The sequence below is a fragment of the Undibacter mobilis genome (assembly GCF_003367195.1).
Lineage (GTDB): Bacteria > Pseudomonadota > Alphaproteobacteria > Rhizobiales > Xanthobacteraceae > Pseudolabrys > Pseudolabrys mobilis.
Genome location: NZ_QRGO01000002.1, coordinates 125471 through 140413 on the forward strand (window position 1 = coordinate 125471; position 14943 = coordinate 140413).

The window sequence follows — 14943 nt, forward strand, 5'->3', positions numbered from 1 at the left end:
TTCGGGACAGACTGTGATGACCGCCGGCGCCGCGACACGCACCGAAAGCCTGATGAGCGCGATCCGCGACCGGGTCGCGCGGCGGTCATTGCGCCCCGGCGACCGCCTGCCCTCGGTGCGCAGTTTTGCCCGGACCATGGGCGTGTCGCCCTCCACCGTGGTCGAGGCCTACGACCGGCTCGCCGCGGAAGGCGTGATCAGGGCCAAGCGCGGCTCGGGCTTTTATGTGACCGGAGCTGATCTGCCGCCGCTCGCTTTGGCGGAGATGGGCCCGCCGCGCGAGCGCGGCGTCGATCCGTTCTGGGTGGCGCGCCAGTCGCTCGATGCCGAAGCCTCGACGCTCAAACCCGGTTGCGGCTGGTTGCCCGCCGACTGGATGCCGCACGCCGCCTTGCGCAAGAGCCTGCGCACCATCAGCCGCGCCGATGACGCGTTGCTGGCCGACTATGGCAACACGCGCGGCTCGCTCAACCTGCGCCGGATGCTGCTCGCCCGTTTTGCCGATGAAGGCATGCCCGCATCCGCCGACCAGCTGATGCTGACGAATTCGGGCACCCACGCGATCGATCTCGTCTGCCGTCTGCTGCTGCAGCCCGGCGATGCAGTGCTGGTGGACGATCCCTGCTACTTCAATTTCCAGTCTTTGCTGCGCGCGCATCAAGCCAGGATCGTCAGCGTGCCGTTTACGCCATCGGGGCCCGATGTCGCAGCATTCGAGCAAACTGTCGCGACGGAAAGGCCCCGCCTCTACATCACCAATTCCGCCCTGCATAACCCGACCGGCGCCACCATCTCGGCGCAGACCGCACATCGTGTGCTCGGCACCGCGGCGGCCCATGGCATGATCATCGTCGAAGATGACATCTTCGCCGATTTCGAGCCAACATTGTCGCCGCGGCTGGCCTTGCTCGATGGCCTCGATCGCGTCATCAGGATCGGCAGTTTCTCGAAGACGCTGTCGGCATCGTTGCGCTGCGGCTATATCGCCGCCCGCAAGGACTGGATCGAGAGCCTGGTCGATTTGCAAATCGCCACCAGTTTCGGCGGCCCCAGCCCCATCGCGGCCGAAACGATCGCACGCGTTCTCGTCGGCGGCACCTACCGCAAGCACATGGAAGACGTGCGCCGGCGGCTCACCCGCGCGCGGCAAAAAGCGATCGACAAACTCGCGCCGCTCGGCCTCGTGCCGTGGATCGTCCCGCGCGGCGGCTTCTATTTGTGGTGCCGCTTGCCTGAGGGCTGCGACTCCACATCGATGGCCCAGCGCTGCCTGCAAGACCAAGTCGTGCTGGCGCCGGGCAATGTGTTCAGCGCTTCACAAACCGCATCGTCGTTTCTGCGCTTCAACGTCGCGCAGATGGCGCATCCGCGAATCTACGACGCCATCGGCAACGCGCTTGCGGCGGAAGCGAAAGCGTAACCCGCGCAGACCACTTTGTCGCAGGTTGCGGGCGGCCCGAGGCAGTGTCATAGAAGCCATGAGGGTGTCCGTCTCCGCCGGGCAGGATCGAGCGCTGGTCGGGCCGCCAGCGCCCAAAGTCTGTGCCGGAGACTTGTGCCGATGACTGCGCGCCTTGAAGCCCCCCGCCCCGCCTCTACATTGCGCCGCTTTCTCGACAGCGAGGCGGCTGGTGGCCTGGTTCTCATGGCGGCAGCCGCGCTGGCCCTCATCATCGCCAATTCGATCGCCGCTGGCGCCTATCAGGCGGTGCTGCACGCCTATATCGGCCCCTTGAGCGTCGCTCACTGGATCAATGACGGCCTGATGGCGGTGTTCTTCCTGCTCGTCGGGCTCGAGATCAAACGCGAAATTCTCGACGGCCAACTGGCCACCTGGTCGAACCGAATGCTGCCCGGCCTCGGCGCACTGGGCGGCATGGCGGTTCCAGCCGCCATCTACGTCGCTTTCAACATCCAGTCGCCTGAGACCTTGCGCGGCTGGGCGGTGCCAACCGCGACCGATATCGCCTTCGCCCTCGGCGTGTTGTCACTGCTCGGCAGCCGCGTGCCGGCGTCGATGAAGGTGTTCCTCGCCGCGCTTGCCATCATCGACGACCTCGGCGCCGTCGTCATCATCGCCATCTTCTATACCGCGAACATCTCGGCGCTTTATCTCGGCCTCGCGGCCGTTACTTTTGGCGCGCTGTTCGCCCTGAACAAAGCCGGCATTGTCCGCCTGCTGCCTTATCTCATTCTCGGTGCATTGCTGTGGTTTCTGGTGCTGCGCTCCGGGGTCCATGCGACGGTCGCCGGCGTGCTGCTGGCGATGACGATTCCGCTCAGGCACAAGCGCGGCGCGCCGGACGACGCGCGGCGCTCGCCGCTGCACGCACTCGAACACGCGCTGAGCAAGCCGGTCGCTTTCATCGTCGTGCCGATCTTCGGTTTCGCCAATGCCGGCGTGTCCTTTGCCGGCGTCGGGCTCGACACGATGCTCAGCGCGCTGCCGGCGGGCATCGCCTTCGGCTTGCTGTTCGGCAAACTTGTCGGCGTGTTCGGGGCCAGCGTACTGGCGATCCGCCTCGGGCTCGCCGCCATGCCCCTGCACGCACGCTGGCAGCACCTGCTCGGTGTGTCCCTGCTTTGCGGCATCGGTTTCACCATGAGCCTGTTCATCGGCCTGCTCGCCTTCGGCGACAATGCCGCCCTGCTCGATCAGGTGAAAATCGGCATTCTCGCCGGATCGTTCGCGGCCGGCGCGCTGGGCTATCTCGCGCTGCGACTGGCCGGCGGCCCGAAAGCCCCTGCACGCTAGGCTTCGACGCCGCCGGTTGGCACTGCCCTCACAAAGCCATCAAGATTTTCTCAATCGCGATGTCCGCAGCCGCCGCTCGGCGGCGCGGCGGCAGACATGACGAGCCCACGGCATTGTGGGCTTTCGGCACGGAGTTACGACCTTGAAGACGGAGAGCGAAGCGAGCCGCGTCACACTCGCACGTGTGGACAAGGCGGATCTGCCTGAATTCAAGAAGGAGCTGCGGGACTCTTTTTCCGTGGCCGTGATTGAAGCCTTCGGTGCGGTCGGCGATGGAACGATCCCGTCCGATGACGATGTCGACAGTTCCTTCGCCGCTCCCGGGTCCGCCGTCTATCATATCCTCTCCGACGGCAAGAAGGTCGGCGGGGCGGTGGTGAGCATCGATGAAGCGACGCAACACAACGCGCTCGATCTCTTCTTCATATCCGCAGCGAGCCACGGCCACGGCATCGGCACGAAAGCGTGGGCGGCGATCGAAGCGATGTATCCCGACACGAAGGTCTGGGAGACACACACGCCCTATTTCGAAAAACGCAACATTCACTTCTACGTCAATAAATGCGGCTTCAAGATTGTCGACTTCTACCATGAGCATCATCCGTTGCCCGACAAGCCACCCCATGACGCCCTGCCCGGCGGCGGCGAGTTTTTCAGGTTCGAGAAGGTGATGAGAGGATAGGCGGGAGACTCGGCGAGGCGGACGCCGGCCGACCTTGCGATTAAAGCGCCCGCGCCGGATTAACGCCTCGACACCTTGAGGCTGATGCCGCCAAATCCTGTCATGAGGCGCATCAATTCGGCGTTGGACAAGTTCCTGAGCCGGCCCTTGGTGGCCGGGTTGGGGTCGCGCGCCAGAAACTCAGCGCCCGTTGCGCCGACCAGAATAATGTAGTGCGGAAGCTCCTGCTCCTTAATGGCGACGATAATCGGCCTCGGCTCGGGGCCGCTCAGCACATTGCGGAATTCATCGAGAAGCGAGGCATCAGGCGACATACCGAGAATGTAAACCCGGTCCGGCGCCACAAAATCCAGACTCATTCCATGCGCCGCAGCCACGCGCCTCAGGTCTTCCAGCGCCAACATTCGGTTGCGGGCAAGCTTCAAGCCCTTATAGGCCGCCGCTCCACCGTCTGCGTCGCCCTTGCGCCAGGCGATCAGCATCGCCAGGACGGCATGGCCGCAATCCCGAGAACCTTTCTGCCCCACCCACGGAACCGGAACGACCGCAGTGCTGCCTGGGGCCGGCAAGACCCCAAGCAGCAATAGCGCGACGGCCATCAGGCTATGGCGCACGGCAGGTTCTCGCGCCTCAAGTTAAATAGGCAGAACCTTTTCTTTCATCAGGAAGACAACCAGACATCCCGACGCGATGGCCGACATGACGAAATAGTTCGCCGGCGGCTTGATGGCCGCAGCGCCCGCCACGGCGCCCAGACATGCCACCATTGTCGTCATCGGATCGACCTGCTTGGGCTCCTCGGCGAATGCCTGCGCGCCCAGCATCGGCACCGCACCGGCCTTGATCTTGTCATAGGTTTCCATGCTCATGTCGCGCACGAGCTTGCGCCGCTCGGCGGACAGCTTCGGATAGGCGTTCGATCTCATGCTGGACATGAGCGCCGATGCCAGCTCCGGATCGGAAAACTGGATTTTCAAGTACTGCGGCAGGGACAGAATGATGACATCCCCGCTCTTGATGCCCCGCTGCACTTGCTTCTGCCGCCGCGTCATCGGCTCCGTCTTTCTGACGGTTGGCGCCGTTTCGTAGCCGCCGCGGCCCAGCGGTTCCTCGGACAATGCCGCACCGCTTGAGCCGAAAAGAAATGCCGCCGCGACGACGGCCAGAACACATGCCGACTTTCTCATCCAAACCCCCATTTGGTTCTCGAATTTTTAAACAATCAATCATTTATGAAGTTGCATTCAGATCAAATACGCGCACGCTCTATACAAACTAATCCACCGAATAATTTATTCGCAGATATTTATATTTATGACGCGCCGCACACCGGCGCCCGCGACCACGTCCGTCGACAAGGCTCTTGTTTATAAATAACTTTACGATGCCGCGCCAAAGCATGACCGCGACATGCCAAATGACAGAAGCGCAACTACTTGAGTTGCAACATATTGATCAGATGAATCGACTGCTTCTCGATGACCTGCTGAGGCAAACGGGCATCAATTCTGAGATCGGACAGTATAGCATCACCATCGGTACGAAATTCGAGCGACCGGACGACTGGCTTGAACAGCGTAATTTCTTCTCTGTAGTCGGCCAAAACGTTTCGGTACGCGCTCAGGACTTTCTCAAGTTCACTTTTAGTCTTATCAACAATTGAGCTCCTGAGCAGATTGACCCAGAACTTGTTCTGAATGTTTCGAAGCCAACCACTGTCAACGTTCTTCGGCTTCACCGAAATTTCCGGATCGTAATTGATCATCTTCAGGTTATTGATATTGAGCGAGAACTTGACCTTTACGGTCATGTCTGCATCGAAGGACACCGGCTTGCAATTTGTCACATCGGCAAGAGCGTCGAGATAAACCGGCTGCTGGGTTCCCACCGCCGGCTCGGTCCTGACGGTCAACGATGTGATCTTTACGTAATTGTTGCTGCCGTCGGCACAAGGCGCCGTCGGCTTGTTGACGAAAGCATCGACGCTTTTGCTGACCTCGTCCAGCCGGCCGGCGAACCGAAGCTTGAAATTAAACAGGTTCGACCAGGCCGTCCCATCCACGCAGGTTTCAAGCTTGAGCTTGAACGGCTTGTCCATGAGTGTGTCGAACGAATAGGGCTTGAGATAAATGCCGGTTTGCTTGCAGGCCTGCGCGAGCGGCGTGCCGGCCGTTTGCGCTGAAGCACCGGACGCGACGAATGACGCCGCGAGAACCAACAACAGGAAGTGCCCGACGGATGCCCGAACCATGCGCCCCTCCCCCACAGCGAGCCGCAACCATTCGTATTATACGCTAGCGAACGCAATCTCAAAGCGCAACGGTGTTTTTTTGCACGCCGAAGCCTAGGGGGAGCGCTAGCCCTCCGGCCCCGTCACGAATGGCATGATGTCAACGCCGTCGCCGGGAAAGATGCTGAAGTGCGGATGGTTTTCGAACAGCTTGGCCGCGGCGTCGATGGTCTCGGCCTCGACGACGACATAGCCGCAGATGTCGTTCTGCGCGTTAGTGACGCCGTGCTTCGTCACGCGCTTGGTCTTGCCGACCATGCCACCCTTGTCGGCAAACGACGCGGCGTTGGCCTTCTCCCATGCCACCCACTGCGGAAGGCCGGCGGCGTCGACGGCCTCCTGCTCCGCTTTTGACATCGCGCGAAAGCGGACGACGTTTTCGGGCTTCATGGTGTAGACGGCGAGAAAGCGGGGCATGGCTGAACTCCGAGGGCGGGCTTCGCGAGCGTGGCCCGGGCGGGCGAAAGCGCAACCTGGGAACGACAGTGAAGCAGCCCCGGGTTCGCTGCGCTCACCCGGGCTACTTGCTGGACCTCTAGGGCGCAATAGCAAAGCGTATTGCGCCGCCGTGCCGGGCCCGGCTACTCCGCAGCAACCGTCCCGGGCCGGTAACGCGGCTCGAGAATCGGCAAACCCTTCTCGCGGGCGACGTCGAGCCATGCCTGCATCGTGACACTCAGCTCCGCGACGGCGCCCTCACGCGTATCGCCATGCGCGGAACATGGCTCAAGGTCCGGCGCTTCCGCGATCCAGACCTGATCCTCGTCCGACCAGGAAACAACAATGGCGTAGTTTTTCATCGACAAGAACCAAGCATGAGACGTCTTCATCCAGACACAATAAATCGATCAACAATCTGCGCGACGCCGTCAACGATCGATTTGGCTTCACTACGTGTGACAGGCTTTCCCGAATGCACTGCGTCGTTACGGATCTTTGTCCACTCGGAGATACGTCCGAAATTCTCGTGGACAAGTTCCCGCTCTCTTGCAAGATCGACTAGTTGCCGCACGGACATTGGCCTTCGTACTGCATCGCGCGGAGCCTTGTCTAAGCGACGGCGTAATGTTGTCTCGAGCAGCGTCATCGCTGAAATCACAGCCGCGCGATATTCTTTAGCTTCAAAAAGGCGTCCCGGCTCTAGGCGTTGCACTAGACCCATTTCGTCCGCCAAGCGTTGCAGGTATATACCGAGCGCCTGCACAAACGGACTATCTTCAGCCAGAACCGCAGGCCGCTCAATCACATGGTACCCAAAGGTTGGGATAGGCAACTGAGAGAATTCCGTAACGATCGGGATAACCTTCAACGGCCGGCGGTTGGGCCGCTCGCCCGTCTCCTGCGCGCGCGACAAGGCCAAGCCAAGCTCGAATTGCGTGTTAGCTGAAGTAGCATCAACAACCATAACCGCAGCACGGTCAATAAGCGTATCGATCTTTGCACTAACGCTATCGCCGAGATTGACGACATCAGCGGCCGTTACAGGAACAAAACCCGCAGCCTCTGCGAGCGGAAATACATTCTCACGGTAGAATGGGAGCACATCGAGAGGCGTTGCAAATAGACAAAGCCGACTCATAGCATCGCGCGGAAGGAGAAGCTGCTCTAGCGGACGCTCCTCCGTGGCCTTCAGCGTAGGCCCTGCGTTCTCACGCCGATATTCTCGCAACTCAACAAAGGCCTCGGCAAGCACAGCACCATACCGATCACGTGTACCCGGCAGGTTGACTACCTTAACGCCCCGACGCTCAAAGCGAGCTATGTCGCCGGGCTTCGCATTTACCAGGATGGCATACGCCATGCGCCTAGTTTTGCCCAGGCGGCTCGCTACCACCTGCCAAATCTGCCGGAAGTCAGGGTCTTCTAGACTGTAGCCGACAAAGACAGCCGTTTTTGTAATTAACAAACTTGAGAGAAAGGTCGCGATCAGCGGATAGTTCGTAAGAAAGCCGTCATAGTCGGCCTCTGTAACCACAAGTCGCTTGGGGTGGCGCACATCACCATGCAGCTTTAACAGAAGCGTCCCGGCCGCTCCGACATTAACGGAGAGCTGATCTTCATCCACCACCGGGTAGACCGTCCGATTGTCCTGCCGTTCCATGTCATATTGTTTTTCCAGCAAGAAATCGAAATTTGTAGTGCAAACGATATCAAACGGGAGGCTGCAGAACTCCTTGTGTGCAGGACCCGGCTGCACTCGATCAAGATGCAGCAAGCTCACCAGCCGCTCAATGAGACGGGCGCGTCCAAATTCATGCTCGTAGGCAGAAATGCCATCGAGCACGCTAGTTGGCGAATAGTCCGCCAGTTCTTCTGCGAAGCTCTTACCGAGTTCCGACCATAGGGGCATCTTTGCAGGCGGCGGCAGCTTCGCGTTAAGCGACATTCCCGCACCGACGACCGGCAACCACCGGCCATTCACAAGGTCTTCTAAAAGTGGCTTTGGAAAATGAACGAGATACTTGGGCGCCATGCAACAGCTCGGCTTTTATGAATAGCCACGAAAGGCCCAATAAGGCGACAAACTCAGATATTAATCAATCTCTCGCGAGCACTTTCCGGTCGCCTACTCCCACTCAATCGTGCCCGGCGGCTTGCTGGTCACGTCGTAGACGACGCGGTTGACGCCCTTCACCTCGTTGATGATGCGCGTCGCCACCATGCCGAGGAAGCGCATATCGAAGGGATAGAAGTCGGCGGTCATGCCGTCGACCGAGGTCACGGCACGCAGGCCAACGACATACTCATAAGTGCGGCCATCGCCCATCACGCCGACGGTCTTCACCGGGAGCAGCACGGCGAAGGCCTGCCAGATGTCGTCGTACAAACCGCAGCGGCGGATTTCCTCGATATAGATTTCGTCGGCCAGCCGCAGGATATCGAGCTTCTCTTTGGTGATCGCGCCGGGCACGCGGATGGCGAGCCCCGGCCCCGGGAACGGATGGCGGCCGACGAACATGTCCGGCAGACCCAGCTCGCGACCGAGCGCGCGCACCTCGTCCTTGAACAGTTCGCGCAAGGGCTCGACCAGCTTCATGTTCATGCGCGCGGGCAGCCCGCCGACATTGTGATGCGACTTGATGGTCACCGACGGCCCGCCGGTGAACGACACGCTCTCGATCACGTCGGGATAGAGCGTGCCCTGCGCCAGGAAATCCGCGCCGCCGACTTTCTTCGCCTCGGCCTCGAACACATCGATAAACAATTTGCCGATGGTCTTGCGCTTGACCTCCGGATCGTCGACGCCCTCAAGCGCCTTGAGGAAGGTGTCGCTCGCGTCCACATGCACCAGCGGAATGTTGTAGCTGTCGCGGAACATGGCGACGACTTTCTTGGCCTCGGCGAGGCGCATGAGGCCGTGATCGACCAGCACGCAGGTGAGCTGATCGCCGATCGCCTCGTGCAGCAGCACCGCCGCCACCGCGCTGTCGACGCCGCCGGACAGGCCGCAAATAACGCGGCCCTTGCCGACCTGGGCGCGGATCTTTTCGATCGCCTCTTCGCGGAAGGCGCGCATGGTCCAGTCGCCGGTGAGGCCGGCGATCTTGCGCACGAAGTTGCGCAGCAGCGCCGCGCCGTGCGGCGTGTGAACCACTTCGGGGTGGAATTGCATGGCGTAGAAGCGGCGCGCGTCGTCGCCGATGATCGAGATCGGCGAACCGGGCGCCTTGCCGAGCACGCGGAAGCCTTCCGGCAGTTCGGTGACGCGGTCGCCGTGGCTCATCCAGACCGGGTATTTCTCGCCCTTGACCCAGACGCCTTCGAAGAACGGCGAGTCCGCCGTGATCTCGACTTCGGCGCGGCCGAATTCGCGGTGGTGACCGGCCTCGACCTTGCCGCCGAGCTGCTGGGCCATCGCCTGCTCGCCGTAGCAGATGCCGAGCACCGGCACGCCGGCCTCGTAGATCGCCTGCGGCGCCAGCGGCGCGCTGGCATCGAGCACGGAGGCCGGGCCGCCGGACAGGATGACGGCTTTCGGCCGCATGGTGCGGAAAGCCTCTTCGGCCTTCTGGAACGGCACGATTTCGCTGTAGACGCCCTCCTCGCGCACGCGGCGGGCGATGAGCTGGGTGACCTGCGAGCCGAAATCGACGATCAGGACCTTGTCATGATCGGCAGATTCATGACCGAGGGTCATGTTGACGGGGCTGGCGGCGGACTTGGGGGCGGCTGGGTTCATACTTTGAAATAAGCAAGTCATGCCCGCGCCGCAACTGGGCGGCGCGGCCTTCCACGTCAAAACTGAAAAGCCGCCCCGCCGCGTCCGGCTCAGTTACCGCTGCGGTCGATCATCCGGCCGACGAACGGGATCTGGGCGACCCAAGATCCGCTATTAGCGCCGCCATTGGCATATTGAGCCGCCGGAATTGACGCTGGCGGCACCGGACGGTTGGGATCGGCCGGCGTCGTCCGCTGGACATCGCTGACTGCGACGGCCGGCGGCAGCGGCGCGACGGCACTCTGCGCTATCGGCTGTGCGGCCGGCGCACTGACGCTCCAGTTCGGCTGAAGCAGGGGTTCCGGCGGCGCCGCCTTGCGCGGCCGCTCGCCGGCATCCGCCGTTTGATCGGTCAGCGCATTTCTCACGGCGTCGAGCCAGCGCGCATCGGTCATCGGCGCGTCCTGAGCCACCGGCTCGGGCTGGGCCACCACAGCCACCGGCTTCTTGTCGACAATCGTCGGACGCAGCTCCACCTTCGTGGCTTCCTTTGCGATTTCTTTCGGCGGCTCCTTGGCCGCCTCTTTTATGACGGGCGCTGCTGGCTTCGGCGCAACCTTCGCGGTCGGGGCCACTTGTGCCACGCCCTTTTCAGTCGCAAGCAGCGCCTTGAATGCCGCCTGCGCGTCGGGATCGAAGCCGCCGCAGCGCTGCTCGAAGGCTTCGACGTCGCGCTTGACCAGCATGCGCCGAGTCGCCGGGTCGACATTCTTGTCGAGCATCGACACGATCGAGGCCCGCAGGTTGGCGCAGCCGGTCTCCGGCGCGTAATTGGTGCGATACAGGGTGTAGCCGGAGGCGAGCGCCAGCGGCACGCCGATCAAGGTGCTGATCGCCTGGAAGCCTGAGATGAAGCGGGTGAAGTGCGAGCCCGACTTGATCGGTTGCCCCAGATGGACGGCCCCGACCGGCGCATGATGATCGTCAGCCCGTCCGACGCTGTGAAAAGTGGGCTCACGTCTTGCCGCCATGGTCACGTCTAATCCCCGCCGATATGCCTGTGATCGGTTCCGACCACACAGAATCTTCCCGAGGTTTTTTGGCCGGGATTGCGGCGCAATCGAGGAATTCCCCAAACATGACCTTCGGTCATGAATTCCGGAAACACGGCCTCCGGCCATGAATTCCGGAAATACACCCCCGGTCATTTCCCGAAACACGCCCCGCGGTCACGAATGGCGGAGCACCGAAACGAAAAAGCCGTCGGTCCCGGTCGTCTGCGGCGTCAGCAGCACGCCCTCGGCCGAGCGCCGCGCGCCGGGGACAACGCCCTCGCCCGGTGCCGCGGCAGTAAAATCCGTATGCCGGGCCAGGAAGCCGCGCACCTGGGCGCCATTCTCGGCATCGAGCAGCGAACAGGTGATGTAGACGATCCGCCCGCCCGGCTTGAGAAATCCGACCGCGCGATCGAGGATATCGGCCTGTTCCTTCACCCGCTGTTCGAGCGCGCCGGGCCGCATCCGCCACTTGGCGTCCGGATTGCGCCGCCAGGCGCCGGTTCCGGTGCAGGGCGCGTCGATCAGTACCAGGTCCATGCGGCCCTGGAGGTCGTCGATCTCGGTGTGAACCGACTTCGGTGTCCTGACCTGCACATTCCGGGCCCCCGAGCGCGTCAGCCGCTCATGAATGGGCGCCAGCCGCCTTTTGTCGTCGTCGGTGGCAAAGAGCTGGCCCTTGTTCTCCATCATCGCCGCCAGCGCCAAAGTCTTGCCGCCGGCGCCGGCGCACAAATCGAGCGCCTGCTCGCCGGGCTTGGCGCCCGAGAACAAGGCGGCAAGCTGCGAGCCTTCGTCCTGCACCTCGACGAAACCTTTGATGAAAGCCGGCTCGGCATGGATCGGCGGCGCCTTGGCGTCGGCTGCCAGCGCGATGCGCAACCCCCAGGGCGACCACGGCGTCACTTCGGGCTTGAGATCGGCCAGCATCGCCGCCGCTTTTTCGCGGTCCGCTTTCAGCGTATTGACGCGCAGATCGAGCGGCGCGCGCGAGGCCAAGGCCGCGCCCTCTTCCGCCCGCTGATCGCCAAAGCTCTGCGCGAAGGCGTCATCGAGCCAGTCGGGATAGTCGCCCGCGATATGAGCCGGGGCGCCGTCGAGGCTTGCGCCATCGAGCCGCGCGCGCTCGTCGTCGCTGAGCGCCGCCGGCGCATATTGCCCGCCGCTCGCCAGCCTGGCGATGGCCTCACCGTCCAGCCCGCGCTCGCGCTTGAGCATGCCGAGCACGACCGCGCGCGGCGTGTCCGCACCCATCAGATACGCACTCGAAGCCTTGCGGCGCAGCGCGTCGTATACGAGCCCGCCGATCGCCGCGCGGTCGCCCGAGCCGGCGAAGCGATGTGCCTGGCCCCAGCCTTTCAGCGCATCCGGCGCCGGGCGCCGTTCGCTGATGATGGATGTCAAAATCTCGATGGCGGCCTCAAGCCGCGCCGAAGGGGTCATGCTGTCGCCAGAAGAATGCGAACGGCGAAGATCACCCACATGGCCAGCAGAATGAACACGCCCGCCGCGAAGGCGTTGAAGCGGTGGCGCATATAGTTGGTGGTGGTGTGAACATAAGCATGCGCCAGACGGGACACAACGAACAGCCAGGCCATCACCACAAACAGCAGATCGGCCTGCCGCGTAGCAATGGCGAGCAGCGTCAAAACATAGAACAGAACCGGCAGCTGAAGCTGGCTGTGATAGTTGTTGGAAACCTGCTGCGCGTGCGTCGGCCATGCGGTCTGGCCGAGCGCCACGTCGCCCATTTTGACTTGACCCGCCTTGAGCGCACCGATGCGCGAGCGCGCCATCCAGAACAGAATGACGAAGGTCAGCGCCACCTGAATGAATAGCGGCAGCAGGATCATCTTGATCGACATGGGCATTTCACTCCAATAGCGCGCTTGCGTTAGGCTGAACCGCGCTCGCTGGCAAGCGACAATGACCTCAGCGTCAGTACATCTACATGCTAGGGCAGAAGACGCGAATTCCGTTGCGGCCAAATCTCGGCAGGCTGACAATACTGCAAGTCACGACTCCGCAACGAGCGACGTTGCCCACGTGACACATCCGGCACCTTGCATTTTTCCATATCTCCATTATACTGGAGATATGGAAAAGATACAGGTCGTTACTGGCTTGTCGGCTCTCGCACAGGGTTCCCGGCTCGATATTTTCCGGCTGCTCGTGCAGGCTGGCGTCGAAGGGCGCCCAGTCGGTCATATCGGCGAGAAGCTCGGCCTCCCCTCGGCAACGTTGTCGTTTCACTTGAATCAGCTCAAGCAGGCCGGTCTCGTTACCTTCCGCCGTGATGGACGGTCGTTGATCTATACGGCGAACTTCGCGGCCATGAGCGAACTGCTGGCTTATCTCACAGAGAATTGCTGCGGTGGAGAGACCAGCGCGTGCGCAATTGAGCCCGCCGCCGTGAAATCATCGGCCCCCGCCTGGAGCAAGCGAAGGCCGCGGGCATGAGCACGGACGACACCGACGTCATCATCTATCACAACCCCGATTGCGGGACGTCGCGCAACGCGCTGGCCATGATCCGAAATTCCGGGCTTGAACCGCATGTCATCGAGTATCTCAAAACTCCGCCTTCGCGTGCTCTGTTGCAGAATCTCATCGAGAGGATGGGTGCTTCCGTTCGGGACATCCTGCGCCAGAAAGGCACGCCCTACGCGGAACTCGGCCTCGGCGCTCCCGAACTGACCGACGACCAGTTGCTCGATGCCATAGAGAGCCATCCGATCCTGATCAATCGACCCATCGTGGTCACACCGAAGGGCGTGAAACTGTGCCGTCCCTCTCAAACCGTCCTTGACCTGCTGCCGCCCCAGAGAAGCGCCTTCGCCAAGGAAGACGGCGAGCGCGTAATCGACGCCACGGGCAACAGGCTCATCTAAGATCGTAGGGAATTTCGAATGTCCAACATGCAGCAGCCGGCGCGCCGTCTGTCCTTCCTCGACCGCTATCTGACCGTCTGGATATTCGCGGCGATGGCGTTTGGAATATTCCTCGGAACCACGTTCGCCGGTCTTCCCGTGGCGCTCGATGCAATGTCGGTCGGCACGACGAACCTCCCGATCGCCGTCGGCCTGATCCTGATGATGTACCCGCCCCTCGCCAAAGTCAGATACGAGGAACTGCATCGCGTCTTCGCCGACAAGCGCGTGCTGGTTCTTTCGCTGGTGCAGAACTGGATCACCGGGCCGGTACTCATGTTTGCGCTGGCCGTAATTTTCCTGCGCGATCACCCCGAGTACATGACTGGCGTGATCCTGATCGGTCTTGCCCGCTGCATCGCGATGGTGCTGGTCTGGAATCAGTTGGCGGAAGGCGACAATCAGTATGTCGCCGGTCTGGTGGCTTTCAATTCGATCTTCCAGATTCTGTTCTTTTCGACCTACGCTTGGTTCTTTCTGTCGGTCCTGCCCCCTTTGTTCGGGCTGGAAGGTAGCGTGGTCGATGTCGGATTCTGGACTATCACCGAGGCGGTTCTGATCTATCTCGGCATTCCGTTCGCGGCGGGCTATCTTACCCGTCATATCCTGATCGCGCGAAAAGGCGCGGAGTGGTACCGCGACGTCTTCCTCCCCAAGATCAGTCCGATCACCCTGGTCGCGCTGCTCTTCACGATCGCCGCCATGTTCAGCCTCAAAGGCGGCGACGTAGTGCGGCTGCCATTCGACGCGCTCCTGATCGCGGTGCCGCTGGTGATCTACTTCGTCGTCCAGTTCCTGGTCAGCTTCGCCATGGGCAAGTTGATCGCGGCGGACTATCCGCGCACGACCGCAGTCGCCTTCACGGCAGCCGGCAATAATTTCGAACTGGCCATCGCCGTCGCGATCGCGGCCTTTGGGCTTGCTTCGCCGGTGGCTTTCGCCGCGGTCATCGGGCCGCTCGTCGAAGTCCCGGTTCTCATTTTGCTGGTGCACGTCGCGCTCTGGCTCAGCAGCCGATATTTCCGCGGCTCGTCACCGGACGTCGCGCCGGTGACGGCCAGCCGGCCTTAGG

General features: G+C 61.9%; 16 protein-coding genes. 6 read left to right on the top strand and 10 right to left on the bottom strand.

The features are described from left to right. Nucleotides 1–16: 16 nt before the first annotated feature. The 3 genes from DXH78_RS14810 (at nucleotide 17) to DXH78_RS14820 (ending at nucleotide 3437) form a co-directional block, all read left to right on the top strand. Nucleotides 17–1420 carry an aminotransferase-like domain-containing protein gene (locus tag DXH78_RS14810; protein WP_245416888.1) on the top strand — a complete coding sequence of 468 codons (1404 nt, stop codon included), beginning with the start codon at nucleotides 17–19 and terminating at the stop codon, nucleotides 1418–1420. 141 nt (nucleotides 1421–1561) lie between these two features. Next, the gene (gene nhaA / locus DXH78_RS14815; protein ID WP_115518007.1) at nucleotides 1562–2755 is read left to right on the top strand and encodes a Na+/H+ antiporter NhaA; all 1194 of its coding nucleotides are present in this window, start codon (nucleotides 1562–1564) and stop codon (nucleotides 2753–2755) included. A 142-nt stretch (nucleotides 2756–2897) separates the two neighbouring features. After that, a complete protein-coding gene (locus DXH78_RS14820) occupies nucleotides 2898–3437 on the top strand; it encodes a GNAT family N-acetyltransferase (RefSeq protein WP_115518008.1) in 540 nt (179 codons plus the stop codon). A 59-nt stretch (nucleotides 3438–3496) separates the two neighbouring features. Here the strand turns inward: DXH78_RS14820 and DXH78_RS14825 are convergent, their stop codons facing one another. The 10 genes from DXH78_RS14825 to DXH78_RS14870 form a co-directional block, all read right to left on the bottom strand. Further along, on the bottom strand, nucleotides 3497–4051 hold the full coding sequence (locus tag DXH78_RS14825) for a papain-like cysteine protease family protein (protein WP_147292654.1): 555 nt from the start codon (nucleotides 4049–4051) through the stop codon (nucleotides 3497–3499). Between the two features lie 21 nt (nucleotides 4052–4072). Then, nucleotides 4073–4624, bottom strand: coding sequence for a hypothetical protein (locus tag DXH78_RS14830; protein WP_115518010.1), 552 nt, complete (start codon nucleotides 4622–4624; stop codon nucleotides 4073–4075). A gap of 245 nt (nucleotides 4625–4869) precedes the next feature. After that, nucleotides 4870–5688 carry a hypothetical protein gene (locus tag DXH78_RS14835; protein WP_115518011.1) on the bottom strand — a complete coding sequence of 273 codons (819 nt, stop codon included), beginning with the start codon at nucleotides 5686–5688 and terminating at the stop codon, nucleotides 4870–4872. Between the two features lie 105 nt (nucleotides 5689–5793). Beyond that, on the bottom strand, nucleotides 5794–6144 hold the full coding sequence (locus DXH78_RS14840; protein WP_115518012.1) for a hypothetical protein: 351 nt from the start codon (nucleotides 6142–6144) through the stop codon (nucleotides 5794–5796). Between the two features lie 164 nt (nucleotides 6145–6308). Then, on the bottom strand, nucleotides 6309–6557 hold the full coding sequence (locus DXH78_RS14845) for a type II toxin-antitoxin system HicB family antitoxin (RefSeq protein WP_210209590.1): 249 nt from the start codon (nucleotides 6555–6557) through the stop codon (nucleotides 6309–6311). Then, on the bottom strand, nucleotides 6554–8200 hold the full coding sequence (locus DXH78_RS14850; protein WP_115518013.1) for an SIR2 family protein: 1647 nt from the start codon (nucleotides 8198–8200) through the stop codon (nucleotides 6554–6556). The genes DXH78_RS14845 and DXH78_RS14850 overlap by 4 nt, the downstream gene beginning before the upstream one ends. A 93-nt stretch (nucleotides 8201–8293) precedes the next feature. After that, on the bottom strand, nucleotides 8294–9865 hold the full coding sequence (gene guaA, locus DXH78_RS14855) for a glutamine-hydrolyzing GMP synthase (protein ID WP_115518507.1): 1572 nt from the start codon (nucleotides 9863–9865) through the stop codon (nucleotides 8294–8296). Nucleotides 9866–9996: 131 nt separating this feature from the next. Further along, entirely contained in the window at nucleotides 9997–10917 is a 921-nt protein-coding gene (locus DXH78_RS14860) for a hypothetical protein (protein ID WP_115518014.1), read from the bottom strand. A 198-nt stretch (nucleotides 10918–11115) separates the two neighbouring features. Continuing rightward, a complete protein-coding gene (locus DXH78_RS14865) occupies nucleotides 11116–12384 on the bottom strand; it encodes an RsmB/NOP family class I SAM-dependent RNA methyltransferase (protein ID WP_115518015.1) in 1269 nt (422 codons plus the stop codon). Further along, nucleotides 12381–12806, bottom strand: coding sequence for an MAPEG family protein (locus DXH78_RS14870; RefSeq protein WP_115518016.1), 426 nt, complete (start codon nucleotides 12804–12806; stop codon nucleotides 12381–12383). Before DXH78_RS14870 ends, DXH78_RS14865 begins: the two co-directional genes overlap by 4 nt. Nucleotides 12807–13038: 232 nt before the next feature. Between DXH78_RS14870 and DXH78_RS14875 the strand changes: the two genes are divergently transcribed. The 3 genes from DXH78_RS14875 to arsB are packed head-to-tail and all read left to right on the top strand — an operon-like array spanning nucleotide 13039 to nucleotide 14942. Then, nucleotides 13039–13401, top strand: coding sequence for an ArsR/SmtB family transcription factor (locus DXH78_RS14875; protein ID WP_115518017.1), 363 nt, complete (start codon nucleotides 13039–13041; stop codon nucleotides 13399–13401). Continuing rightward, complete coding sequence (gene arsC, locus DXH78_RS14880) at nucleotides 13398–13832, top strand: arsenate reductase (glutaredoxin) (protein WP_115518018.1); 435 nt, start codon at nucleotides 13398–13400, stop codon at nucleotides 13830–13832. The genes DXH78_RS14875 and arsC overlap by 4 nt, the downstream gene beginning before the upstream one ends. Nucleotides 13833–13850: 18 nt before the next feature. Beyond that, nucleotides 13851–14942: an ACR3 family arsenite efflux transporter gene (gene arsB / locus DXH78_RS14885; protein WP_115518019.1), complete on the top strand. Its 1092-nt coding sequence runs from the start codon at nucleotides 13851–13853 to the stop codon at nucleotides 14940–14942. Nucleotide 14943: the final 1 nt, after the last annotated feature.